This is a genomic window from Mesobacillus maritimus, from assembly GCF_044803185.1.
Classification (GTDB): domain Bacteria; phylum Bacillota; class Bacilli; order Bacillales; family Cytobacillaceae; genus Mesobacillus_B; species Mesobacillus_B maritimus_B.
This window is the reverse complement of sequence record NZ_CP085225.1, coordinates 4174623-4199623: the sequence shown is the minus strand read 5'-3', so window position 1 is coordinate 4199623 and position 25001 is coordinate 4174623. Positions and strand designations below refer to the sequence as shown.

Here is a 25001-nt window from a genome sequence, read left to right as displayed (position 1 = left end):
TGATGTCAAGCTCCGGCGCCCAGCGGCATTGTAATATGCTAAATGGGCGCTTGTGCTTTTGAATTTTATAACGGGTTCAGGTAGGCGGTGAGTAAAATCGAACTGAATAAGCGCCAAGAACGGATACTAGAAATTGTTAAGGACAGTGGCCCGATAACTGGGGAACAAATTGCTGATAAATTGAGTCTTACAAGGGCTACACTAAGGCCAGATTTAGCAATATTAACGATGGCCGGTTTCCTTGATGCGAGACCAAGGGTTGGTTATTTTTATACAGGAAAATCTGGTACACAGCTGCTAACAGATAGTCTGAAAAAAATTCATGTGAGAGAATATCAATCAATACCTGTTGTTATCTCTGAAAATGTATCCGTATATGATGCGATTGTCACGATGTTTCTTGAAGATGTTGGTACATTATTCGTATCTGATCATGATGGATTACTAGCGGGTGTTTTATCAAGAAAAGATCTCTTAAGAGCGAGTATTGGGAAACAAGAGCTGACGGCGGTCCCGGTGAATATTATCATGACAAGAATGCCAAATATCACCGTATGCAAGAAAGACGACTTATTAATTGAAGCAGCCAAGAAGCTAATTGAAAAGCAAATAGATGCATTGCCAATCGTTAAGGAATCGGATTTAGGGCTTGAGATTGTCGGAAGACTGACAAAGACAAATATCACAAAGGCCTTTGTAGCCTTAGCACAAGAGGATTAGGATAAAACTTAGGAGTTGGTATTTCAATGGATAAGATGCCGATAATCTATGTTGTCTCCGATTCAGTAGGGGAGACGGCAGAATTAGTTACGAAAGCAGCAGTTAGTCAATTTAAAAATACAGATATGACCATTAAACGTTTCCCGTTTGTTGAAGATTTATCAAATGTTGATGAGGTAGTATCTTTAGCAAAGCAAGATGGAGGTATGATTGCTTATACGTTAGTTAAACCGGAGATAAGCAATTATATGAAGCAGGTCGCAGCCAGGGAAGGGATCATCATTTGCGACATTCTCGGCCCGCTAATTGGCCAAATTCAAGATCAGTGTGGAGAAACTCCGTTATATGAACCGGGACTTGTGCATAAATTAGACGAGGATTATTTTAAAAAAATTGAGGCCATTGAATTTGCAGTTAAGTACGATGACGGACGCGATCCGCGGGGGATACTTAAGGCAGATGTAGTTCTAATTGGTGTCTCAAGAACTTCAAAAACTCCACTATCTCAGTATCTTGCTCATAAACGGTTTAAAGTAGCCAATGTCCCAATTGTTCCCGAAATCGATCCACCTGAAGAGCTATTATTGGTTCCAAAAGAAAAATGTTTTGGCCTTCGCATTTCATCGGAAAAGCTGAATCAGATTCGGCAAGAACGTTTAATTTCGTTGGGCCTTAACGAAAAGGCTATTTATGCCAACATAAACCGTATTGAAGAAGAAATTGAGTATTTTGATTCGGTTGTTGAAAAAATTGGCTGCCCAATTATTGATGTCACCAATAAAGCCGTCGAAGAAAGTGCCAATGTTATTATGAATATTATGTTAAAGAAAAGCAATTCTATGTCTGGATATAAAAAATAGGCTGTTTTCTTAAGGCTGTTTTCGTAAAGATTGTTGTTAAAATTGTAAAAATCTTAAGCAAGATAAGCTATTTTGTACGTAATAGTAAGTTTGAAAGCTCTTTTCTCATTATTAAAAAGCTATTTTGCAGTGGAAAAAAGCTTAATCAATCCTATTTTGTATCCAAAAGCATCAAAGTTTGAGAAAATAGCCAAAAATAAGAACCACCTATGTCAAATAGCACATATGGTTATGTGCTATCCTTTTTTTTGCATCTAAATTTTTTTGAAAAAAACAATGGCGAAATTGCATTTCTTGTACTATAATAAAAAATTGTGATAAAAATATCCAACTTTAGGTTTAGACTTGACTATTTACGAATAAACTATTTATTGTTACATGTCAAGGTATTGGGTGAAGAAAAATTCGACAAAAACTGATTTTGAAAAAATCCTCTTGTAAAGAAGGAATATGCGGAGTGATGTAGAATTACTAGTTATGAATCGGATTATTTGACAGTTTTTGTCGATGCAGATTCCGTCCAGTTAAAAAGGAAATCATTCAACTTACTTCGTCTTTTCCAGTTGAATTGGTTTTTGTCGCTTCATATGCACATATGAAAAATTTTCTTCCTCTGAAAGATGGGTGTTTGTTAACAAAAGCAAGGAAATGCGGGCTATATGGAAAAGGCCCTAAACCATTCAGTGAAAAAGATAGAGAAAATTTCATGAAGGAATTGACAAGGCTTTTGTCGAATTTTCAAGAGAGAAATTAAATGGAGTAATGTACATGGCGGAAAGGATTGCCGAAGAAAAAATTAACGAGATCCGTCAGGCGGTAGATATCGCCGATGTCATTGGCGATTATGTCCAGCTAAAAAAGCAGGGGCGCAATTACTTCGGCCTTTGCCCTTTTCATGGTGAAAATTCTCCATCGTTTTCCGTATCACCTGATAAACAAATTTACCATTGCTTTGGTTGTGGGGCGGGAGGAAATGTATTTTCCTTTCTCATGGATATTGACGGACTGTCCTTTCAAGAAGCCGCATTAAAATTAGCTGAATATGCAAATATTGAGCTAGAATTTGATGCTTCCACTTCCTTGAAAAGGAAAGCAGTTCCTGAACATTTCCGACAGATGGTAGAAGCACATGAATTGCTCCGAAAGTTTTATCATCATTTATTGATGAATACGGACGAAGGGCAACATGCCTTAGAATATCTTACCAACAGAGGGTTTTCAAAGGAATCCATTGAAAAATTTCAGATTGGATATGCTCTCCCAAATTGGGAATTTGCGAGTAGCCTCCTACAAAAACGAGGGTTTACACCGGTGCAAATGGAAAAAGCTGGGCTAATCATTAAGCGGGAGAGAGATGAGACTTACTTTGATCGATTCCGTAATAGGATTATGTTTCCAATCTTTGATCACCAAGGCAATACGATTGCGTTTTCTGGAAGGGCCTTAGGAGACGATGAACCAAAATATTTAAACAGCCCGGAAACACCAATCTTTAATAAAAGTAAAATTCTTTATCATTTCAATCAAGCTCGCTCTGCAATCCGGAAACAGCATCATGTTGTTTTATTTGAAGGATTTGCTGATGTGATTGCCGCTGACAGAGCAGGGATTGAAAACGGTGTTGCCACAATGGGAACATCTTTAACAGCAGAGCATATATCGGTTCTTAAAAAAAACGCTCAAACGATCACCATTTGCTATGATTCAGATAATGCCGGGATTGAGGCAGCAAACCGAGCTGCAGCCATGCTTGATGAAGCTGGTTGTATCGTGAAGGTTGCGAATATGCCTAACGGTCTTGATCCTGATGACTATATTCAGCAATATGGCGAAGAGAAGTTTAGAACAGATGTAATTGGGTCAAGTTTAACACATATGGCCTTTAAAATGCTTTACTATCGACGGAGGAAAAACCTTCAGAATGAAGGAGATCGCCTTCAATATATCGAAGAAGTATTAGAGGAGATTAGTCGGCTTGATAAGGCCGTCGAAAAAGATTTTTATTTACGGCAACTAGCCAATGAGTTTTCACTTTCATTGGAAGCATTAAAGCAGCAAGTAAGCCAAACAACTAAATCAACACCGCAACCGAAAAAGGAAAAAGCCAAAAGCCTAGAAGCAAAATCTTTTGTGGTAAGGCAAGGTGGTCTAAAGCCTGCTTATTACGAGGCTGAAAGACGACTAATTTCACATATGCTTAAAGACAGTGAGATTGCCTATAAGGTCCATGAAATGCTACAGGGTAACACCTTAAACGTAGATGAACATCAAGCTATTATTACTTATTTATTGGGTTTTTATGAAAAAGGCTATGAGCCTGATTTGAATGGGTTCTTAAATTATCTCCAAGATAATAAGCTAAAAAGGATTGTAGCAGACATCGGAATGATTTCACTCAACGAAGAGCTCGGTGATCAGGAGTTAACTGATTATATCAAGCAGGTGTTGAATTATCAAAAGATGTTAAAAATAAAAGCTAAAGAAGTCGAACAAAAAGAAGCTGAACGCCAAAGCGATTATTTACGTGCAGCCGCAATCGCAATGGAGATTATCCAGCTGCGAAAATCTATAAATTTGCATTAAGTGTTTGTGATTTTGGAAGGAGGGGTACATATGGCTGAAAAGTCGGCCCGTTCTAAAGAGGTTGAGCCAGAAGTTACCTTAGAACAAGTGAAAGACCAATTAACCGCACTGGGTAAAAAAACCGGTGTCCTCGCTTACGATGATATTGCAGAAAGATTATCAAGTTATGAATTAGATTCTGACCAAATGGATGAATTTTATGAATTTCTCGGTGACCAAGGTGTTGAAATCGTAGGTGATAGTGAAGATGCTGAAGAAGATCCTGCTGTAAAAGAACTTGCTAAAGAAAGTGATGAAGAATTTGATTTAAACGATCTTAGTGTTCCACCTGGTGTTAAAATAAACGACCCAGTAAGGATGTACTTAAAAGAAATTGGGCGTGTTGATTTACTTTCTGCTGAAGAAGAAATCAATCTTGCCACTAGAATTGAACAAGGTGACGAAGAGGCTAAAAGACGCCTTGCGGAAGCAAACCTTCGTCTTGTAGTCAGTATTGCAAAGCGATACGTTGGGCGAGGCATGCTGTTCCTAGATTTGATTCAAGAAGGAAACATGGGTCTTATTAAAGCTGTTGAAAAATTCGACTACCGTAAAGGTTTTAAATTTAGTACGTATGCAACTTGGTGGATTCGCCAGGCCATTACAAGAGCAATTGCAGACCAAGCAAGAACCATCCGTATCCCAGTTCACATGGTTGAAACAATCAATAAGCTCATTCGTGTGCAACGGCAATTATTACAGGATCTAGGCCGTGAACCTACTCCTGAGGAAATAGCTGAAGATATGGATTTAACACCTGAAAAGGTTCGTGAAATTCTTAAAATTGCTCAAGAACCTGTATCGCTGGAAACACCAATTGGTGAAGAAGACGATTCACATTTAGGCGACTTTATCGAAGATCAGGACGCAACATCCCCTTCAGAGCATGCCGCTTATGAATTGCTTAAAGAGCAGCTTGAGGATGTATTGGATACCTTAACAGACCGAGAAGAAAATGTATTGAGACTCCGATTTGGTCTTGATGATGGTCGCACGAGAACGCTTGAAGAAGTTGGCAAAGTATTCGGTGTAACTCGTGAGCGTATTCGTCAGATTGAGGCAAAAGCACTCAGGAAGTTAAGGCACCCTAGCCGTAGTAAACGTCTAAAAGACTTTTTAGAATAAACTTCTGGGAATAATTTACTCTAGGGTAAATTATTCCTTTTTTTATTGCAAGGGGTTTTTGTTTCAATTTCATGGCCCAGTGGTTTATTAAGGATTTAAAGGTCTACATTGTCAGCTATAACAACCATAAACTTCGCTAAACGGGCTCTCAGGATTTTCTTAATTAACACTATCTACAGTTATTTTACTGAATTGTCTCTCACTTTGCAAATGCCGTTAGGATTATTTTCCATAAATGGGTGATGAAAATGGTGGATTATTTTTTTTATAGAAACTTAAAATGTGTCTATTTTGTGGATTAGTGTGATAAAGTTTGCTTTTTTACTTTATCTAAGAACATTTTTCAAGTAAAATAAAGTTGTTTGCAATAGTTATAAGAATTTATAACTTATACATAAGGAGGGGTATATTATGAACCGGAATCCAATTATTCCATTTGTGTTGATTATGGTATTTGGTATTGGCCTGATGTTTTTCCTTTCTTTCAAAGGTCTAGGGGATGCAGAACAAATTGCTAAGGAAAGTGAAGGCGGGGACCATACTGAAGAAGTGGCGGATGCAAGTCCTGAAGAACTTTATCAACAAAGTTGTATCGGTTGCCATGGTGATCAATACCAAGGTGTATCTGGCCCAGCATTGACAACAGTTGGAAGTAAATTTTCACCGGAAGAAATTCAGGATATTCTTACCAATGGAACACCTGGTGGAATGCCTGGAGGCTTAGTGCCAGGAAATGAAGAAAAAATGGCTCAATGGCTTGCAGAAATGAAATAATTGTACCAGCTAGTCCTTTGCATCTGCAAAGGACTTTTTTTATACTAGTGTAAGAAGGGCTAGAAGCCGGTGCAGGGCAAAAAATAGCGAAGGCTGCTTGGCATCATAAATAAATTTAGTAGGTGAATAGATGAATACAGATAAACTGTCAGATAGGCTGGCGACAGTTGCAAATTACATACCTAAAGGAAGTAGGATCGCTGATATTGGTTCAGACCATGCTTACTTACCCTGTCATATGGTCAAAAAAGGGGCTGTACGATACGCAATTGCAGGGGAGGTAGCAGAAGGCCCATATCAGTCTGCGCTTAAACAGGTGCAGCTCGAGGGCCTTACAGAGAGCATTGTTGTTCGCAAGGGAGATGGACTTGAGGTGATAGAGGCTGGAGAAGTGGAGTGTATCACCATCGCAGGAATGGGAGGCACCTTGATTACCAGTATTCTGGAAGCAGGCAAAGATAAGCTTGTGAATGTCGAAAGGCTAATCCTACAACCAAATGTTGGTGCACATGCAATCAGAAGATGGTTGAGCGAACATCACTGGAAATTAGTTTCGGAAAGTATTCTAAAAGAAGATGGGAAAATTTATGAAGTACTTGTGGCACAAAATGGCATAGGTGAAGCTGTTGACAGTGATGTTGATGAATTAGAATTATTATTTGGTCCATATTTATTGAAAGAGAAAAATGAAGCCTTTCGAGAAAAGTGGGAACTTGAAAAGAGGAACTGGCAAAGGATTTTAAATCAATTAGAACATGCCGAGCAAAATGATTCAACATTGGAAAAGAAGAGAGAATTAGAAAAGAAACTCAAAATGGTAAAGGAGGTTCTTTCTTGAAAAAAGTGAATGGTCATGAAGTGATTCAGGTATTTGAACAGTTTTCTCCAAAGTCGTTTGCTTTGGAGGGAGATAAAATTGGGTTACAAGTAGGCAGGTTAAATAAACAGGTGACCAAGGTGATGGTTGCATTGGATGTGCTAGAAGAAGTTGTCGATGAAGCAATTGAGAAAGGTGTACAATTAATCATAGCTCATCATCCGCCTATCTTTAAACCAATGGGGAAAATAACAGAAGATACAGCTTCTGGTCGGATCATTACAAGATTATTAAAACACGATATTGCTGTCTATGCCGCTCATACTAACTTAGATGTTGCAAAGGGTGGCGTGAATGATCTTCTCGCTGAAGCATTAGGACTAAGCAATGCGAAGGTGTTAGTACCTACCTTTGAGGATAAATTAATAAAGCTTGCAGTGTACGTACCTGAAGAAGATGCAGAAAATGTTCGGCAAGCCTTAGGGAATGCTGGCGCAGGAGCAATTGGCGACTATAGTCATTGTTCTTTTAGTGTTAATGGCACAGGGCGTTTTCTTCCTGGAGACGGAACCAATCCTCATATCGGCGAGCAGGGGCGTCTTGAAGAGGTAGGAGAGACGAGAATTGAAACCATTTTCCCAAAAAGCCTTGAAAAACAAGTGATTGCCGCCATGGTAAAAGCACACCCCTATGAGGAAGTTGCCTATGACCTCTATCCTTTAGAAAACAAGGGAGAGGAGTTAGGACTGGGTCGAATCGGAACGGTTAATGAAATGTCACTAAAAGAATTTGCCGAACATGTGAAAAGGGTTCTTGATGTGAAGACAGTTCGAGTTGTGGGAGATTTAGAGGCTAGGATTAAAAAGGTTGCAGTTCTAGGTGGGGACGGCAATAAATATTTTTCTACCGCAAAATTCCGCGGTGCTGATGTCTATATCACCGGGGATCTTTATTATCATACGGCACATGATGCATGGATGGCAGGACTAAACATGATCGACCCTGGTCATAATGTCGAAAAAGTTATGAAATCTGGTGTAGCAAAAATAATGAAAAAAAGATGTCAGGAAAAGGGACTTGAGGTAGAGTTTATCCCATCGGAGGTCCAAACAGATCCTTTTATTTTTATTTAATCTAAGACCCAATCCAAAATGGATTGGGTCTTGTTTGAGCCAAAAAAAGAAAGTGTCTATTATAATAAGACACTTTCTTTTTGTCCTAAGTGGTTCTTTTAACTTTTGGAAGTATTTTATGCAACGGAACCTTCTTTTCCCTGTTCCAAGTTTGTTCATCTTCTGGATTATATTGTTCTAAGAATGCAATAACCTCTTTTGTAATTGGGGTAGGGGTAGAGGCACCTGCGGTCACAGCAACAGTCTCTGCACCTTTAAGCCACTCAAGGTCGAGTTCAGATACATCGGCTATCCTATAAGCCTTTGTAGACGCAATTTCTTGGGAAACTTGAGCTAACCGGTTTGAGTTATTACTCATCGGATCCCCGACGACAATAAGGACATCTGCCTCTTTTGCCTGCTCTGCAACTGCTTCTTGGCGAACTTGAGTCGCCATACAAATTTCTCTATGAACCTCGACAGTTGGAAACTTCTCCTGGACTTTCTTCATGATATCAGCGACATCCCATTGACTCATCGTTGTTTGGTTCGTCACAATAATTTTGTCTTGAGATAGCTCCAGGGCTTCAACATCTGCCTCAGTTTCAACAAGATGAACAAAACCAGGAGCAACGCCTACTGCACCTTCAGGTTCAGGATGGCCTTTTTTTCCAATGTAAATTACCTGGAACCCCTCCTGAACTTTTTCTGCAATTAAATCATGAGTTCTAGTTACATCAGGGCAGGTTGCATCAATCGTGACAAGCCCCTTTTGGGTAGCAAGTTCGCGCACCTCTGGAGAAATGCCGTGTGCTGTAAAAATAACAGTACCACCGTCCACTTTTTCCAAGATTTCTCTCCGGTTACTTCCGTCTAAAGTGATGATTCCTTCCTCAGCAAACGCATCTGTTACGTGCTTGTTATGGACAATCATCCCTAGAATATAAATAGGTCTGGGTAAATTTTTATCGAGAGCCGCATTTCGGGCGATAACCATGGCATCCACAACACCATAGCAGTAGCCTCGCGGTGAAATTTTCATTACTTTCAAGTCAGTCATCCTCCTGCAGAAAGCTCTATTTCTATTTCTCTATTATAGTAAACTTAATAACAGATTACAAAAATAGTTTTTTTCCAACAGGGGTAATTTATTTCTAAACTATATAAATAACTTTGGTCTAGAATCTCTTGTGACAGGCTTTGGTCTCGATTCTTTTGGTGATGAAGATGTGGATGCTGTATTTTTTCTCTTGGTTTTTTCTGTGGATATGGATTTTCTACTCGTTTCAGTTGATGGTTTGCTTTCGTTCGAGGTTGTTTCAACCTCTTCTTCTTGGTCAGGAAGATCTTTTAAACCACGGTAAAGCTTCCACATTGCGGGAAGGTTTTTTACAAGTGGACCGTATTGTTGAATCATTGGGCCTACTTGATGGGCTGTTTTTAGCACCTGCTGCGTATTGTTTAAAAATCCATTAATTGAGCTTGGATTCGTAAGTGCGTTAAGTAGCCCTCCTCCTCCTCCGGCCGCTCTTGTCGCACCTTGAGCGGAAGCTCCAAAACCCGGGAATCCCGTTGCTCCCTGTCCTTTTCCTAAGATTCTGGCGAGAATGCCGCCCTGTTTAGCGGGCTGACGAGCTCCCATCATTGGATTCATTCGAGGATGTGATGGTCCCCTAGGCCCCATGAAAGAACCCCCGAAGGGACTGTGTCCCTGTCTTGTAGGTCCTGGCCCCATCATTCTCATTCCCCTTCCATGATATGGGGCACCTGGTCCTGGAAACATAATATGGCCTCCTTTACAAATTACTCTCATTATTAGAATATGCATTCAGCATCTTTTGGTTTGGATTAATCTTAATTTCGTGAGGATATCGAAAAATTTAAGTTAAGTTTGGTTAAAATAAGCTTAAATGGAGATTTTTTTGATTGTCTATTATAATAACAGGATGGACATGTTGCCGATTAGACTCGGGCTAATGTAAATTCCAGAATAAGTAGCTAGAAAAAAGGAGCTTTTTAATGAATTCAACCAATTTCGAGAGATATAATTTTAAGCCGTTTATACTTGAGGCAATTAACAAATTAGGCTTTTCTGAGCCGACTGAAATACAAGAAAGATTAATACCAATTATTGAAAAAGGTGAAAGTGCCATTGGGCAATCCCAAACAGGTACGGGAAAAACACATGCGTATATCCTTCCAATCATTGAAAAGATAAACCCTAACTTAAATGAGGTACAAGCTGTAATCACTGCCCCGACAAGGGAGCTTGCCAACCAGATCTATCAAGAAGTAATGAAAGTAATCGAACACGCTGAGGAAGGGTATACTGCTCGCTCTTTCATAGGTGGAACAGATAAGCTAAGAGCTATTGAGAAACTAAAAACGCAACCACAAATCGTTGTTGGGACGCCAGGCAGAATCAATGACCTAGTAAAAGAAAATGCTTTGCATGTACATAAAGCTGGAATTCTTGTTATTGATGAAGCAGATTTAATGCTCGATATGGGCTTTATCCAAGATGTCGATCAATTCGCAGGAAGAATGCCAGAAAAATTACAAATGCTTGTATTCTCTGCGACTATTCCTGAGAAACTAAAACCTTTTATGAAAAAATACATGGAAAATCCAAAATATGTCCAGATAGATCCTAAGAAAGCAACAGCTGAAAATATTGAACACATGTTGATGCCTGCGAAACATCGGAATAAAGTCAGTCTCGTTCATTCTGCGCTCGTTGCCTTTAATCCATATTTAGCAATTGTTTTCACCAATACAAAGAAAAAAGCAGATGAGGTGGCAGATGGATTAATTGCTCAAGGAGCAAAAGTAGGTCGTATCCATGGGGATTTAACGCCACGTGAACGTAAGAGAGTTATGAAGCAAGTAAAGGACTTAGAGTACCAATATATCGTAGCTACAGACTTAGCTGCCCGGGGCATTGATATTGAAGGGGTAAGTCATGTCATTAACTATGAGCTTCCGACTGACCTAGACTTTTACATCCATCGTGTGGGAAGAACAGCACGTGCGGGGTATTCTGGCATTGCGTTGACCGTCTATGAGTCTTCAGATGAGGATGCACTAAATCGATTAGAAAAGTTAGGTTTAAGTTTTAAAAATGTGGATCTGTCTAATGGCGAAATAATCGAAATTTCTGAGCGGAATAAGCGGAAGAAACGACAGAAAAAAGAAAATGAAGTTGATGTTAAAGCAAAATCAATGGTGAAGAAACCGCAAAAGGTGAAACCAGGTTATAAGAAAAAGATGCAGGCGGATATTGATAAATTAAAAAAACGAGCTCATAGAATTGAGAAAAGAAAAAAATAGATTAGTGTAGCGAGGGGAAATGAGAATGTTAAAGATTGGTTCACATGTTTCCATGAGTGGGAAAAAAATGTTACTAGCAGCGAGTGAAGAGGCTGTTTCATATGGTGCTAACACATTTATGATTTATACTGGAGCACCTCAAAATACAAGACGAAAAAAAATTGAAGACTTGAATATTGAGGTCGGTCGCCAGCACATGGAGGACAACGGGATTGAAGAAATTGTGGTCCATGCGCCATACATTATCAATATTGGGAACAGTACAAATCCTGATACGTTTGATTTGGGCGTGCGCTTTCTAAGAAGTGAGATTGAACGGACAGAAGCTATTGGGGCAAAGCAGATCGTTTTGCATCCCGGCGCACATGTTGGGGCAGGTGCTGAAGAAGGAATTAAAAAAATAGTTGAAGGTTTAAATGAAGTTCTTACCGGAAAGGAAAACCTTCAAATAGCTTTAGAAACAATGGCGGGAAAAGGTTCAGAGTGTGGAAGGTCATTTGAAGAACTTGCAATGATTATGGAAGGTGTAGTCCATAATGATAAATTATCGGTTTGTTTTGATACCTGTCATACCCATGATGCAGGCTATAATATAATTGAGGATTTTGATGGTGTTTTAAACGACTTCGATAAAATCATTGGTATTGACCGTCTACGGGTCCTTCATATCAATGATAGTAAAAACCCGCGTGGGGCTAGTAAAGATCGTCATGAAAATATCGGCTTTGGCCATATTGGGTTTGAAGCATTGAATTATATCGTTCATCATCCACAGTTAGCGGACATACCAAAGATTTTGGAAACCCCATTTGTAGGGGAAGATAAAAATAGTAAAAAAGCACCTTATCGCCATGAAATTGAAATGCTAAAAAACAAACAATTTGAGGAAAAATTGTTAGAACACATAATGATGGGGTAATCTGCATGAAAAAGCTGCGACGCTATTCGTCACAGCTTTTTTTCATACGTTGCTAAACGGGCGCTTCGGCTTTGACTTTATTTATCTTTTATAAAAAGAACAAAAAGCTTATTTACTTCCTTTGCAGTTTCGGGTCCAGTGACTTTGGCAATTTCTTTAATCAAGCTAACACGTTCCTTGTCATTAAAGATATTGACCTTTTTGCTTCGTAAGTATTGAGCAATTTTATCGGCTTGTGCCTTATTAATATCCAATTTAAACGGTTCGGCATATTTCAAGAGTTCTTCACTAGTGATATTGTTGATTTTGTGATTCACGATGTTTTCAAATATTTTCATTCTCATCACTCCTCTTTGTAAGGTATGAGGACACATTCGCAATCGTGACTTTAAAATAGTCAAAAAATATTTAACAAGGTAACATTGTTTACAATTTCATCACCATGGGTTATACTACGTGAGTAAATCGGAATGATTCTTATTTTTGAAGGTGGTAAAGGTGAAGAATAATCTTCCAGTTATTGAACTAAACCATATATATTATCGATATGATCGGGAAAATGTTCTAGAGGATGTGAGTTTGAAAATAGAAAAGGGGGCATTTCTTGGAATAGTGGGTCCAAACGGTTCGGGGAAATCTACTTTGCTCAAACTGATTCTCGGATTGATTAAACCCCAAAAAGGGACCATAAAGCTATTTGGTGAAGAAATTAAGCATTTCAAAGACCAACAAAAGATCGGTTTTGTCTCCCAAAAAGCAAATTCTTTTAACTCTGGCTTCCCTGCAACAGTATATGAAGTTGTTGCTAGTGGATTGACAAAAAAACTGGGTTTGTTTCGTTTTCTTAAAAAGCAAGATGAAGATAAAATCGTCAAGGTAATCAAGTCGGTCGGGATGGAACAATACATGAACAGGAATATTGGAGAACTTTCTGGTGGACAACAACAAAGGGTTTTTATTGCAAGGGCACTTGTTAGTGAACCAGAGTTATTAATCCTTGATGAACCGACTGTTGGGGTTGATGCAGAAAATGTCCAATCATTTTACGACATGTTATCAGGGCTTAATCAAGCAGGAATTACATTGTTATTGGTTACCCATGATATCGGTGCTATTTCAGATAAAGTGACTAATGTTGCTTGTTTAAATAAAGGTTTGTTCTTTCATGGGACTTCAAGTGAATTTGAAGAACAAAAAATCAAAGGGATTTCCGAGATTTATGGTCACGATGTACATTTATTGTCTCATGATCATCATCATGAGGAGGCACATACATGATTACGGGAATCCTACAGTACGAGTTTTTGCAAAACGCCTTTTTTTCAGGCATTATTATTGGAGCAATTGCACCTTTGTTAGGTGTTTTTATCGTTGTCCGAAGGCTTTCTCTTATCGCTGATGCTTTGAGTCACGTAACTCTTGCTGGAATCGCTGCGAGTTTATTTCTTGGAAAATATTCTCCTTTTTTCTTAGGATTAAACCCGATGTATATGGGAATGGCTTTCTCAGTAGGCGGTGCGGTATTAATTGAAAAGCTTCGAACCGTTTATAAACATTATCAGGAGTTAGCGATTCCAATCATCCTTTCGGGTGGAATTGGTTTAGGTGTTATTTTTATCTCTTTAGCAGATGGCTTCAATACGGACTTATTTAGTTATTTATTTGGAAGTGTTAGTGCTGTGAGTCGAACAGATTTATGGACAATTATTGTCATCAGTCTATTTGTTGTGCTTACAATTGCATTGATTTATAAGGAATTATTCTTACTTTCTTTTGATGAGGAGTATGCAAAAGCTACAGGAATTGCTGCCAAATCCATTCATTTTATCTTTATTGTTATGGTCGCGCTTGTCATTGCTGCTTCAATGAGAATTGTTGGAATTCTCCTTGTTTCCTCTTTGATGACCCTACCTGTTGCTGCAAGTATTAGGATTGCACGTGGGTTTAAGCAAACCATCTTTTTCTCAGTCATTTTTGGAGAAGCGTCGGTTCTTGGCGGGTTATTTCTTTCTTATTATTTAGACTTGGCACCAGGTGGCACGATTGTTATGCTTGCTGTAGTAATTTTAATTATTACAGTTTTACTTAAAAAGCTGGCTTCTGGAAGATCTGTTTAAATGGGGTGTTTAGATGAATGTAAATGAAGCAATGAATCTTTTGAAAGATTCCGGTTACAAACATACGGGAAAAAGAGAAGAGATGCTCCAGCTTTTTTCGGATAATGAAAAGTACCTAACGGCTCGCGATGTACTTGAGCAGCTGAAAAATCAATATCCAGGCTTAAGCTTTGATACGATCTACCGAAACCTGTCTATTTTTGTTGAGTTAGGGATACTCGAAACCACGGAGTTATCGGGTGAGAAACATTTTCGGTTTGCGTGTTCGAAACAAACTCATCATCATCATTTTATTTGTTTGGATTGTGGGAAAACGAAAGAAATCGAAACCTGCCCAATGAATACGATTAATGAAAGCTTACAGGGATATGATGTTTCAGGTCATAAGTTTGAAATTTACGGTAAGTGTCCAGAGTGTCTGCATTAAAAATGGCCCATCCAAAGGATGTGCCATTTTTTATTTAAAGATAATAAATAGAGTTTAACTTAGAGAATTGTCCAGCTCCAGCGCCCTAGCGGCTAGTGTCCTTCGCTCTCCGAGTAAAAATCGGCTTTTGGATTTTTACCGCCGCAACGATTGCGTCAACATCGAATCGCTATCGCTCTTCGTGTTTCCTTTATCTCGGTTGGAGCGCTCCAGGCCATACGCCGCTGAACAGGGCGCTTCCGCTTTTCTATTGATTCCATTTCTGGACCCACTGATTTGCCTCATACCAATTCTTTACACGTATAACCCCTTTAGGGATTGGATCTTGGTTATAGGGTGTATCGAATAGAACCACTGGTATACCACATTCTTCATGTATCATTACTGCATTATCATGTTTATCCTCGAAAAAGATATCTACTTTGAATTTTTTTGCAGCGGCTAATTTATCATGGCTACCAATTAATTCTACATGGTCAAAGTCAATCTGATGCTTATTAAACCAGTTTTTTGTAATATCAAGAAGGTGATTTCTTCTGGCGCTAATAAAAAATAATTCATGTTCAACGGTCCAATTGCTCAATATATCTTTTGCTCCCTTTGCTAAAGGAGAATTCGAATATATTCTTGGTTCATTTGTAGTGAACCATTCGGCAAATTCTTCCTCACTAGTGGGGATTAGCGGCATTAAATCATATTGTTTGATGTCTTTAAGGGTAATGTTCAAATCAAACGCTTCATTTAAATAAGGAACCATTGAAGAAGGGCATGTAACGGTTCCGTCTATATCAATACCAAATCTTTTTTTCATGCTAAAGACTCCTTATCAATTTCTTTACATGTTATCTTATCAAATGATAAGGAGGGATAGAAGAAATATCTTCTTTTTTTAGACAAATATTGACATCGTAAAACTTGCTTTTCTCGTGAACAATAATAGTGCTCCACTAAGAAAGCGAGGGATTATGATGGCAGACGAAAAACGTAACCAGGATAAACCCGAGTATCTAAATGAGCAAGAACAAAGTTCTTTATTAAGTGACACAAATGCTGGAAGCTCAATAGGCTCAACCCCAGCGGCCTTGCCAAGCGAAAATAATGTTGATTATAACCAAGTATCAGGAATGGATACCGGGTCTCAAGCACAAATGGCTGGAGAATCAAGTAGACCTTCTCAGTCGGCGGGGGCAGCGCAATTTGGAGCATATCAATCAATAGGCTCCGCTCAATTAATAGATGCATCCGAAACAACGGGGGCATACTCAACAGGGTCCTCGCAAATGACGGAATCTACAGGTCAAACTGGAGCATATGAATCAACAGGTTCCTCACAAATGAAGGGAACTTCAGGTCAAGCTGGAGCATATGAATCAACAGGTTCCTCACAAATGAAGGGATCTTCAGGTCAAGCTGTAGCATACGAGTCAACAGGTTCTTCACAAATGACGGGGTCTTCAGGTCAAACTGGAGCATACGAGTCAACAGGTTCCTCGCAAATGACGGGATTTTCAGGTGCAAATGGGCTAAATGAGTCAACGCGAATGAAGGAATCTTCAGGAACACCTGGGGCTACCAGCTCGACTGAGTCCTCGCAAAATTCAGAAGCTTCAAACACCACTGGAGCGACTATATCGTCAGAACCTACCTATAGAGAGGAAACGGCAGCAGAAATTGCAGCTCCGGTCAACCTAAATCTTAATCGAGACACAAATGCATCAGGGCAAGAACAGGAGTCAAAAGCAAGTGCAGGTATAATGGGTATGTCAGCTCTTGCTATATCAATTCTTTCACTGTTTGTATTGCCGGTTATTCTTGGTATCACGGGAGTTGTGCTTGGTTTCGTTGCTAGAAGACGCGGTGGAGCTAAGGGACTTGCTAATTGGGCAATCGGAATTGGAGCTATCTCGATTATCATTGGTATGTTTGTATTGCCGTTTTATTGAGGTATTCTTTAGGAGCATAAAAAAAGGCCCGGTGCTTATACCGGGCCTTTTGATTTAGTTCTTTCTATTCTGAAACAGTCATGTATACTGCTACCAACTGTTTGCTTATTTTTGTTTTGCCATCTCGTTAAGTTTTTCTTCGGCTATTTTATCAATTTCCTTTTTTAATTCCTCAACTAATTGATCCTCAGGTACTTTACGGACGGTTTTTCCGTGGCGGAATAGCAATCCTTCACCACGAGCACCGGCAATTCCAATGTCGGCTTCTCGAGCCTCACCAGGACCATTAACAGCGCATCCTAGAACCGCAACTTTAATTGGAGCTTTGATTTTGGAAATATATTCTTCCACTTCATTGGCTATAGAAATTAAGTCAATTTCAATTCGCCCACAAGTCGGACAGGAAATAAGAGTTGCAGCATTTGCTGCAAGGCCGAATGATTTTAATAATTCTCTGGCAACTTTTACTTCTTCGACAGGATCAGCACTTAATGAAATACGAACAGTGTTTCCAATCCCTTTGCTAAGAATGGCTCCAAGTCCCGCTGCACTTTTAACTGTTCCCGCGAACAGAGTTCCGGATTCAGTAATCCCTAGATGGAGGGGATAATCAAATGCTTGAGCTGCTTTCGTATAGGCCTCAATGGCAAGATTTACATCAGAAGCCTTCATTGAGACAATGATATCGTGGAAATCTAAATCCTCAAGAATTTTGATGTGGTGTAGTGCGCTCTCGACCATACCATCTGCTGTTGGATACCCATACTTTTCAAGAATCCTTCTTTCAAGTGAACCAGCGTTAACGCCAATTCGAATTGGAATTCCACGTTCTTTTGCTGCTTTTACTACGGCTTCAACTTTTTCCTTTTTCCCAATATTTCCTGGGTTGATTCTTATTTTATCTGCGCCACCTTCAATCGCTTTAAGCGCAAGCTTATAATCAAAATGGATATCAACGACTAAAGGTATGTTTATTTGTTTTTTTATTTCTGGTATTGCATTAGCTGCTCGCTCATCCGGGCAGGCAACGCGGACAATTTGGCAACCTGCTTCTTCAAGGCGCTTGATTTCTGCGACAGTTGCTTCAACATCATGCGTCTTAGTGGTAGTCATACTTTGGATAACAACTTCATTGTTGCCACCAATCGTTAAATTACCAACGCGAACAGGACGTGTTTTAGTACGATGTATTAATTCACTCAACAGTGATTCGCTCCTTTTTATAAAAAGAAATTCATCTTCTATCTTTTGTAGACATATCCATTTTATCAGGATGATAGGAAAAATGACAAGGAAAGTTCTCTATCGTAAACGTATGTTATTGTGATTGCCGGTAATTTGGAAACTTATAGGAGTTTCCAATAATGATTTCTTCTGGAGGGGTCCCGTTATTTAACTCTTGGAAATCTGCTACAGCTTCTGTAATTGAAACGGGTAGCGAACCATCTAGAGTTCGTTCTAATATCGATAGCACTGTATCGCCAGGATGAATTTCCTGTTCAAAATAAGGTGTAGTATCTTGGCTGACTGTTTTTGCTTCAATTTTATTTGTACTAACAGGAGTTGGAAGACTTCCGTGGGTTAGGTCGTTGTAAATGGAATAAACGGCAAGAACAATAAATAGGAATCCGGCTAGCTTTTTCATTGGACAATCCTCCATGTTAAAGGTTTGTCCATTTATATGCACGAAATGACAAGAAAAGAACAAAAAACTGCACTCAATTGTGAGCGCAGTCCGAATTTAGTCGTTGTTAATGGTAGTTGGTTCATTTGAGGTGGGTATCTCTTGTATGGCCAACAGTAATATAGTCAGGCTAACAAACCAGTTAATAAGTGACCCAAATGGGACATGGGTTTGAAATAATCCCATAATGGTAAAGAACACAGTTGGGAGAGTCACGCTGTAAGCTGTCATTCGCCACAAGTGGCGGTATTGCAAATCTTTTCGGACGATGTTCTTGAGTAAGATTCCTATTAAGGCGAGAACGGAGATTTCGATGAATCTTAGCCCGCTACTAAAAAGAAAAATGATGATTGAAAAGATTGGTAAAATAAAGGCTAGTGCCGTATCTGAATTTTCAATAAATGTAATGATATCTTGTTTAGTAATTGTATCCATTGCCATCATCGAATAAGGAACAGTATTTGCTTCACCACCAGAGCTTAATACCATTTCTCGCTGAAGGAGAGCGAGAGTGTCACCCGTGTTGGAGATATTCCCTACATCCATTGCGCCGGTTGAATCAAAAATAATAGAAAAATTCCCTTTGCTAATTGTAATCGGCTGGTCTTCTGAGGAGGTAAGAACACCATTTTTAATTTGGAAGTCTGGGAGATCCTCCTTAATGGTTTCTTCAACAACCTGAACCGCTTCATTGATTGTTGAATTTGTATAATAAATAGTAGGTAAGACGGATAATATGGTTAGGAGAAAAACATATAGGATTGTTTTACCTATCCCTTGAACCCTAAAAGAAGCGATGTCTTTTGGTGAATACAGGCTTTTGTAAAATTGTTTAAAAATATTGATGAAACTCACACCCTTCGTCTTATTAACGGGTATTATTGTATCTTGAACATAAGGGAATCACAAGTTATTTCCTTTCCTTTGTAACATTCCTGTAACATTAGGCACAAATGTTAAGGTATTGTAAATTTAATATAAAAGATATTTACAATTGCCTCACCTATCTTACATAATTGGAGAGGTTTGTTGAATTTAGTCGAATAATAATCTAGGGGTTGTTGAAACGATGGAAATAAACGTACAAGTAATGCTGTTTGAATTTTTGGGAGGCCTTGGTATTTTCCTGTTTGGAATAAAATACATGGGGGACGGGCTACAAAAATCTGCCGGCGACCGCTTAAGAGATATATTAGACCGTTTTACCACAAATCCTTTAATGGGTGTATTAGCGGGTATTTTTGTGACAATATTGCTGCAAACGAGTAGTGGAACTACCGCCATTACCGTCGGGTTGGTAAGTGCAGGGTTCATGACGCTCCGTCAGGCTATCGGGGTAATTATGGGCGCAAATATTGGTACGACTGTTACCGCATTTATCATTGGTATCGATATTGGTGCATATGCTTTACCGATAATTGCTGCAGGCTCTATCCTGTTGTTCTTCTTTAAGAATAAGAAAATTCATAATATCGGTCAATTAGTCTTCGGGTTTGGTGCTTTATTTTATGGTCTTGAACTAATGGGCGATGGGATGAAACCTCTTCGTGGTGTGGAGGCTTTTCATGAATTGACAGTGCAAATGAGTACTAATCCTATTTTAGGGGTTGTTGTTGGGACATTATTTACTGTCATCGTTCAGAGTTCTAGTGCAACAATTGGGATTCTCCAAGAGTTGTATGGAGAGGGGTTGGTATCGCTACAAGCTGCCTTGCCAATTCTTTTTGGGGATAATATTGGTACGACAATTACAGCCATCCTTGCAGCGATTGGGACGTCTGTTGCTGCTCGTCGCGCTGCCGCTACCCACGTGCTATTTAACATAATCGGTACACTTATATTTGTTATTCTAATCAAGCCATTTACGAGTTTAATTATTCTCATAGCAGATGGAATGAATTTAAATCCCGAAATGACAATTGCCTTTGCTCATGGGATATTTAACACAACGAATACTCTTATTCAGTTGCCATTTATTGCAGTGTTGGCTTATATAGTAACGAAACTTATTCCTGGACAAGATTCTCTTATTGAATACAAAGCTCAGCATTTAGACCCAATCTTTGTAGAACAATCTCCTTCTATTGCACTTGGGCAGGCGAAAGAAGAGGTGCTGCGTATGGGGAAATTCGCTGTTCAAGGTCTAGAAGAAACGAATGAATTTCTGAAAACGAAGAATACAAAGCATTCTGTTACTGCTTATCAGTTAGAAGATGCTATTAATAATCTTGACAGAAAAATTACGGACTATTTAGTGTTGCTCTCGACTGCCTCCTTGTCCAAATTGGAATCTGAAGAACATGGAAATTTAATGGATACAGTCCGAGATATCGAGCGTATTGGCGATCATTTTGAAAATATTATTGAGCTTGTAGAATATCAGCAGGCAAATAAAGTGAAAATGACCAATACAGCTATGGATGACCTAGAAACAATGTTCACTTTAACCATATCAACAGTGAATAATGCGCTTCAAGCATTAGATCAGAACGATCGTACCATTGCTGAAAAAGTTGTAAGAAAAGAAGAAGAAATTGATAAAATGGAAAGATCGTTACGGAAACAGCATATCCTCCGAATAAGCGAAGGTAGCTGTTCAGGGCAAGCAGGTATTGTTTTTGTTGATATTGTCAGCAATCTTGAAAGAATTGGTGACCATGCTGTAAATATTGCCGAATATGTTTTAGGTGAAAATCATCAATGATAAAATGGCAAGGGGATTATTCCCTTGCTTTTTTTTGAAAGGGGGAGTATAATGTTGGATTACGTATATTGGGGCATTATCATTTTATTGTTTGTTGTGGCTTTTATTGGGTTAGTCTACCCAGTGATTCCAAGTGTCGTTTTCTTATTTGGTGGTTTTCTTCTATACGGCGTGTTTTATACCTTTGAACCCTTTAATTGGTTATTTTGGGCTATTCAAGTTTTGTTTTTCCTTCTACTGCTCGGTGCTGACTATGCAGCGAATATGATTGGTGTAAAAAAGTATGGAGGTTCAAAGGCTGGTGTTTGGGGAAGTACAATAGGGTTGATTATTGGCCCGTTTGTCATTCCGGTTGTCGGGATACTGATAGGGCCTTTCTTAGGTGCGATGGCAGCAGAGCTAATCATTCATAAAAGAAATATAAAAGAGTCTGTCCAAATTGGTTTTGGGTCAGTGGTAGGTTTTGTTAGCAGTGTCATTACTAAGGGAATTATCCAAGTGCTTATGTTGCTTTACTTCTTTTTTGTTATATAAAAAGGCTATTTTCGTAAAGATTGTTGTTAAAATTGTAAAAATCTTAAAGCCGATTTTTTACTACCTAAAGCCGATTTTAATGCAAGATAAGCTATTTTGTACGTTATAGGAAGTTTGCACGCTCTTTTCTCATAATTTAAAGGCTATTCTGTAGGGAAACAAAGCTTCAACCAACCTATTTTATATTCAAGAGCAACAAAGTTTGAGAAAAGAGCCTATAAAAAAAATCATGCTTATAGCACGATTTTTTTTTGAAAACTAGTTTAATCCACATATCTCAAACGAACAGTTTTGACAATCGACTTCACGCTTTAAGAAGCCTACATCTTTAACGGTGAACTTGAGCTGATCATAAGTGATAATGTCTTGTTCACGAAGCTCTTTTAACATTCGTTGGATTACTTCTCTCGTCCCATAAGTTAGATTTGCGAGCTCCTGGTGAGTAAGGGGAAGGTCGATAAGAATGCCTTCATCTGTCCTAACACCGTAACTGTTGCATAATCTTATTAAGATTGAATAAAGTCCGCCTTTTTTTCCGTTCATGATTAAATCCTGACACTTCATCTGAGCTTTTAAATAGCGAGTACTCAACCAATTTAGAAGTGAATTCATCGCTGTTTTATTATTTAAGACAAATTCTTCAAAAGCTTCTTTTTTGATCATGATAATATCGCAATTTGTTAACGCCTTGGCTGTAAAATGATAATGGGGATTATGTTTAAACATTTCATACTCAATAATCATTTCCTCACCATTTAATAGTTTCATGATGAATTCTTTGCCTTTCATATGAACGCGGCCAATCGAGATTGTTCCACTGAGCACAAGATAAATATTTTCAACTGGATCATCTTCTTGGAAGAGAATTGTATCTGCCGGAACTTTCTGAATGGATTCTTTATCAATAAAGTTTTGTAAGATTAAACTGTACAAGGAAATATTTTTTTCCACGAGGGTCACTCCCTATAAAAAGCCTTTATACCATTGATTTAAAAGAATTGTAGGTACTATGTCAATAGTGTTTTGGTATAAAATGGTAGAAGGTTTGCTTTGGTGCGATATAAATCGTTGACAGATTAAGGATTGAGTAATTTTGACGATTTTTCGAAATTTATTATTTTATATGTTTATTTATATGAACATGAATAAAGTGAGGAACCTGAGCACAAACTTAGTTGCGTTTAGTTAAGCGTTTTATTTGATTCAATTACCGTTGTTTGGTAATCTATTGCTAGAGCCTTGTGAATGCTTCCAATATTTAAATAATTAATATTGGAAATGTTTCAGAGGGAAATCATACGATACATAGGAGGATGTTAAAAATGGCTTTTGAACTACCACAATTACCTTATGCATATGATGCACTTGAACCACACATTGATAAAGAAACAATGAATATCCATCATACGAAGCATCACAACACATATGTTACAAATCTAAACAATGCTCTAGCTGGAAATGAGGAGCTTCTTTCCAAGTCTGTTGAGGAAGTAATCGCTAACCTTGATGCGGTACCTGAAGCTGCACGTACAGCTGTCCGTAACAATGGTGGTGGACATGCTAACCACTCTCTATTCTGGCAGATCCTTTCACCAAATGGTGGCGGCGAGCCAACTGGTGAGATTGCTGAAGCTATCACTAACAAATTTGGAAGCTTCGATGCATTTAAAGAAGAGTTTGCTAAAGCTGCTACTACTCGCTTTGGTTCTGGTTGGGCATGGCTTGCCGTTAATAACGGTGAACTTGAAGTAACTAGCACGCCAAACCAAGACTCTCCATTAATGGAAGGTAAGACTCCAGTTCTTGGACTTGATGTTTGGGAGCATGCATACTACTTAAACTATCAAAACAGAAGACCTGATTATATTGGTGCATTCTGGAACGTAGTAAACTGGGATGAAGTAAATAAGCGTTACAACGCTGCAAAATAATTAAGGGTTTAAAAAAGACAGGCGAACTTCGCCTGTCTTTTTTTTATTCTCATAAAGAGCATCCGTTAATTGATGCATAAGTCAGTAGGGATTGTTAGAAACTACTCAGAAGAAAAGGGGAGTTTCTTAATGAGTAAATTTAAAAAACTGATAGGTGATGTGGAACTCACAAAAGACCTCATGCTTCTTTTGTTGATTGGCGGGTTGTATTCACTGAGTGTTGCCTTGTCCAACACTTTTGTTAACATCTATTTATGGAAGCAGTCTGGAGAGTTTATGGACCTTGGTCTATATAATTTAGCCACAGTCATTATGCAACTTCTAACCTTTATATTAGCAGGGAGATGGGCCAAAAAAATTGATAGGGTAATCGTCCTCAGAATTGGTGTCATTTTTTTAGCGTCCTTTTACCTTGCAGTGCTATTTGCTGGGGCAAGGGCATCAGAATTTTTATTGGTGCTAGGTGGTCTTCTTGGGATAGGTTATGGTTTTTATTGGTTAGCCTTCAATGTCCTCACTTTTGAAATAACAGAACCCGAAACAAGGGACTTTTTCAATGGCTTTTTAGGAATACTTTCATCTGCAGGCGGGATGATTGGACCGTTTGCTGCTGGTTTTATTATCTCAAGGTTGGAGAAGTTTACTGGATATACGATTATTTTTGGAATATCATTAGTTTTATTTTCAGTAGCAGTATTTCTAAGTTTCTTTTTGAAACGACGACCGGCTGAAGGAAAGTATTGGTTTGCACGCATTTGGCAGGAAAGGAAGCAAAGTCTGAACTGGCGGATGGTAACGAATGCGCACATCTTCCAAGGGTTAAGAGAAGGTACCTTTGCTTTTATTGTTTCTGTATTTGTGTTCATTTCGACTGGGAGTGAAATGGCCTTAGGAACTTTTGGGCTTATTAATTCAGGCATTTCCTTTGTCACTTACTTTTTTGTCTCAAGAATGTTAAAAAAGGACAATCGGAAAAAGGCCATTCTCATTGGAGGGATCCTGTTATATTTGGTTATTTTCCTGCTTGTCTTTGATTTAACTTATACGAAGCTTCTTTTCTATGCTGCCATCATTGCAGTAGCCTATCCACTATTGCTAGTTCCGTACGCCTCACTGACGTATGATGTTATTGGAAGAGGCTGGAAGGCCGCAGAAATGAGAATTGAATACATAGTGGTAAAAGAAGTGTTCTTAAATATCGGAAGGATTATATCTATTACTCTTTTCTTATTGGCGATAAAGTTTTTCAATCAAGAAAAAAGTATTCCAATCTTGCTTCTAATTATCGGAAGTGGCCATACCTTGATCTACCTTTTTATTCGTAAAGTAAAATTTTCTTGCGCCTAAGGCACGAATAAAAATAAGGGTAGTGAAATTTCCCA

25 protein-coding genes are annotated in these 25001 nt (G+C 38.6%); 17 read left to right on the top strand and 8 right to left on the bottom strand.

The window, feature by feature from the left end:
- Window positions 1–87: 87 nt before the first annotated feature.
- The 7 genes from LG336_RS20390 to LG336_RS20360 all read left to right on the top strand — a co-directional run bounded on the left by LG336_RS20390 (window position 88) and on the right by LG336_RS20360 (window position 8051).
- Window positions 88–720 carry a helix-turn-helix transcriptional regulator gene (locus LG336_RS20390; protein WP_404329309.1) on the top strand — a complete coding sequence of 211 codons (633 nt, stop codon included), beginning with the start codon at window positions 88–90 and terminating at the stop codon, window positions 718–720.
- A 26-nt stretch (window positions 721–746) separates the two neighbouring features.
- Entirely contained in the window at window positions 747–1580 is an 834-nt protein-coding gene (locus tag LG336_RS20385) for a pyruvate, water dikinase regulatory protein (protein WP_404329308.1), read from the top strand.
- 768 nt (window positions 1581–2348) lie between these two features.
- Complete coding sequence (gene dnaG / locus LG336_RS20380; RefSeq protein WP_404329307.1) at window positions 2349–4163, top strand: DNA primase; 1815 nt, start codon at window positions 2349–2351, stop codon at window positions 4161–4163.
- A 30-nt stretch (window positions 4164–4193) separates the two neighbouring features.
- Window positions 4194–5327 carry an RNA polymerase sigma factor RpoD gene (gene rpoD, locus LG336_RS20375; RefSeq protein WP_404329306.1) on the top strand — a complete coding sequence of 378 codons (1134 nt, stop codon included), beginning with the start codon at window positions 4194–4196 and terminating at the stop codon, window positions 5325–5327.
- Window positions 5328–5738: 411 nt separating this feature from the next.
- Window positions 5739–6101, top strand: a complete 363-nt coding sequence (gene cccA / locus LG336_RS20370; RefSeq protein WP_404329305.1) for a cytochrome c550 — start codon at window positions 5739–5741, stop codon at window positions 6099–6101.
- A 130-nt stretch (window positions 6102–6231) separates the two neighbouring features.
- Window positions 6232–6939 carry a tRNA (adenine(22)-N(1))-methyltransferase gene (locus LG336_RS20365; protein ID WP_404329304.1) on the top strand — a complete coding sequence of 236 codons (708 nt, stop codon included), beginning with the start codon at window positions 6232–6234 and terminating at the stop codon, window positions 6937–6939.
- Window positions 6936–8051, top strand: a complete 1116-nt coding sequence (locus LG336_RS20360) for a Nif3-like dinuclear metal center hexameric protein (protein WP_404329303.1) — start codon at window positions 6936–6938, stop codon at window positions 8049–8051. Before LG336_RS20365 ends, LG336_RS20360 begins: the two co-directional genes overlap by 4 nt.
- 85 nt (window positions 8052–8136) lie before the next feature.
- On the opposite strand, the gene LG336_RS20355 is transcribed toward LG336_RS20360, so the two are convergent.
- On the bottom strand, window positions 8137–9081 hold the full coding sequence (locus LG336_RS20355; protein ID WP_404329302.1) for a 4-hydroxy-3-methylbut-2-enyl diphosphate reductase: 945 nt from the start codon (window positions 9079–9081) through the stop codon (window positions 8137–8139).
- Window positions 9082–9189: 108 nt separating this feature from the next.
- On the bottom strand, window positions 9190–9813 hold the full coding sequence (gene vrrA, locus LG336_RS20350; RefSeq protein WP_404329301.1) for a VrrA/YqfQ family protein: 624 nt from the start codon (window positions 9811–9813) through the stop codon (window positions 9190–9192).
- Window positions 9814–10049: 236 nt separating this feature from the next.
- On the opposite strand from vrrA, the gene LG336_RS20345 reads away from it, so the two are divergent.
- Together LG336_RS20345 and LG336_RS20340 are read left to right on the top strand one after the other, a co-directional pair.
- Entirely contained in the window at window positions 10050–11360 is a 1311-nt protein-coding gene (locus LG336_RS20345; RefSeq protein ID WP_404329300.1) for a DEAD/DEAH box helicase, read from the top strand.
- A gap of 25 nt (window positions 11361–11385) precedes the next feature.
- Window positions 11386–12279, top strand: a complete 894-nt coding sequence (locus LG336_RS20340; RefSeq protein WP_404329299.1) for a deoxyribonuclease IV — start codon at window positions 11386–11388, stop codon at window positions 12277–12279.
- Window positions 12280–12356: 77 nt separating this feature from the next.
- Here the strand turns inward: LG336_RS20340 and LG336_RS20335 are convergent, their stop codons facing one another.
- Window positions 12357–12617 carry a DUF2624 domain-containing protein gene (locus tag LG336_RS20335; RefSeq protein ID WP_404329298.1) on the bottom strand — a complete coding sequence of 87 codons (261 nt, stop codon included), beginning with the start codon at window positions 12615–12617 and terminating at the stop codon, window positions 12357–12359.
- Between the two features lie 160 nt (window positions 12618–12777).
- On the opposite strand from LG336_RS20335, the gene LG336_RS20330 reads away from it, so the two are divergent.
- The 3 genes from LG336_RS20330 to LG336_RS20320 are packed head-to-tail and all read left to right on the top strand — an operon-like array spanning window position 12778 to window position 14823.
- Window positions 12778–13557: a metal ABC transporter ATP-binding protein gene (locus LG336_RS20330; protein WP_404329297.1), complete on the top strand. Its 780-nt coding sequence runs from the start codon at window positions 12778–12780 to the stop codon at window positions 13555–13557.
- Window positions 13554–14396 (top strand): metal ABC transporter permease, encoded by an 843-nt coding sequence (locus LG336_RS20325; protein WP_404329296.1) that lies wholly within the window; start codon window positions 13554–13556, stop codon window positions 14394–14396. Before LG336_RS20330 ends, LG336_RS20325 begins: the two co-directional genes overlap by 4 nt.
- Window positions 14397–14409: 13 nt before the next feature.
- Window positions 14410–14823 (top strand): Fur family transcriptional regulator, encoded by a 414-nt coding sequence (locus LG336_RS20320; RefSeq protein WP_404329295.1) that lies wholly within the window; start codon window positions 14410–14412, stop codon window positions 14821–14823.
- Between the two features lie 247 nt (window positions 14824–15070).
- Here LG336_RS20320 and LG336_RS20315 read toward each other — a convergent pair whose 3' ends face one another.
- Window positions 15071–15634 carry a hypothetical protein gene (locus tag LG336_RS20315; RefSeq protein WP_404329294.1) on the bottom strand — a complete coding sequence of 188 codons (564 nt, stop codon included), beginning with the start codon at window positions 15632–15634 and terminating at the stop codon, window positions 15071–15073.
- Window positions 15635–15791: 157 nt separating this feature from the next.
- Here LG336_RS20315 and LG336_RS20310 point away from each other — a divergent pair, with 157 nt between their 5' ends.
- The gene (locus tag LG336_RS20310) at window positions 15792–16766 is read left to right on the top strand and encodes a hypothetical protein (protein ID WP_404329293.1); all 975 of its coding nucleotides are present in this window, start codon (window positions 15792–15794) and stop codon (window positions 16764–16766) included.
- Between the two features lie 105 nt (window positions 16767–16871).
- Here the strand turns inward: LG336_RS20310 and ispG are convergent, their stop codons facing one another.
- From ispG to LG336_RS20295, 3 genes are all read right to left on the bottom strand, one after another.
- Window positions 16872–17969 (bottom strand): flavodoxin-dependent (E)-4-hydroxy-3-methylbut-2-enyl-diphosphate synthase, encoded by a 1098-nt coding sequence (ispG, locus tag LG336_RS20305; RefSeq protein WP_404329292.1) that lies wholly within the window; start codon window positions 17967–17969, stop codon window positions 16872–16874.
- 115 nt (window positions 17970–18084) lie between these two features.
- Window positions 18085–18411: a hypothetical protein gene (locus tag LG336_RS20300; protein ID WP_404329291.1), complete on the bottom strand. Its 327-nt coding sequence runs from the start codon at window positions 18409–18411 to the stop codon at window positions 18085–18087.
- Window positions 18412–18507: 96 nt separating this feature from the next.
- Window positions 18508–19305 carry a DUF1189 domain-containing protein gene (locus LG336_RS20295; protein ID WP_404329290.1) on the bottom strand — a complete coding sequence of 266 codons (798 nt, stop codon included), beginning with the start codon at window positions 19303–19305 and terminating at the stop codon, window positions 18508–18510.
- A gap of 214 nt (window positions 19306–19519) precedes the next feature.
- Here LG336_RS20295 and LG336_RS20290 point away from each other — a divergent pair, with 214 nt between their 5' ends.
- The gene (locus tag LG336_RS20290) at window positions 19520–21154 is read left to right on the top strand and encodes a Na/Pi cotransporter family protein (RefSeq protein ID WP_404329289.1); all 1635 of its coding nucleotides are present in this window, start codon (window positions 19520–19522) and stop codon (window positions 21152–21154) included.
- Window positions 21155–21208: 54 nt separating this feature from the next.
- Window positions 21209–21688 (top strand): DUF456 domain-containing protein, encoded by a 480-nt coding sequence (locus tag LG336_RS20285; protein ID WP_404333242.1) that lies wholly within the window; start codon window positions 21209–21211, stop codon window positions 21686–21688.
- A 258-nt stretch (window positions 21689–21946) separates the two neighbouring features.
- Here the strand turns inward: LG336_RS20285 and LG336_RS20280 are convergent, their stop codons facing one another.
- On the bottom strand, window positions 21947–22639 hold the full coding sequence (locus LG336_RS20280) for a Crp/Fnr family transcriptional regulator (RefSeq protein ID WP_404329288.1): 693 nt from the start codon (window positions 22637–22639) through the stop codon (window positions 21947–21949).
- Window positions 22640–23010: 371 nt separating this feature from the next.
- Between LG336_RS20280 and LG336_RS20275 the strand changes: the two genes are divergently transcribed.
- Window positions 23011–23619, top strand: coding sequence for a superoxide dismutase (locus LG336_RS20275; protein WP_404329287.1), 609 nt, complete (start codon window positions 23011–23013; stop codon window positions 23617–23619).
- A gap of 129 nt (window positions 23620–23748) precedes the next feature.
- On the top strand, window positions 23749–24966 hold the full coding sequence (locus LG336_RS20270; protein ID WP_404329286.1) for an MFS transporter: 1218 nt from the start codon (window positions 23749–23751) through the stop codon (window positions 24964–24966).
- Window positions 24967–25001: the final 35 nt, after the last annotated feature.